This window comes from Erwinia sp. PME.40.26/001 (assembly GCF_055556675.1).
The window spans coordinates 1-248 of the sequence record NZ_JBVHNP010000346.1; the positions used below are offsets into that span (position 1 = coordinate 1).

Annotated in this window: 1 protein-coding gene; it reads left to right on the forward strand. The window is 45.6% G+C overall.

Annotated features, from left to right (window positions below):
- Window positions 1–214: HNH endonuclease signature motif containing protein (locus tag ACZ3HG_RS24475; RefSeq protein WP_465335081.1), on the forward strand; the 214-nt coding region annotated here is incomplete at its 5' end.
- Between the last annotated feature and the right edge of the window lie 34 nt (window positions 215–248).

The following is a 248-nucleotide window of genomic DNA, read 5'->3' on the forward strand; positions in this document are numbered from 1 at the left end:
TAAAGTGCCGCCCGGTTGGCAGGTTCACCACAAGATCCCACTCGATGACAGTGGAACAAATGCTTTGAATAATCTGATACTGATCCAAAACTCGCCATATCACTCCGCGCTTTCAAAGACACAGGCGATAATCACTAAAGACCTCCCATACAACGCCAGCACTAACGTTTTATGGCCTTCGCCGAACGGCGTAATTTACCCTGTAGGGAAGTGAAAACGATATGAATAACACAATTCAGATAATGGGT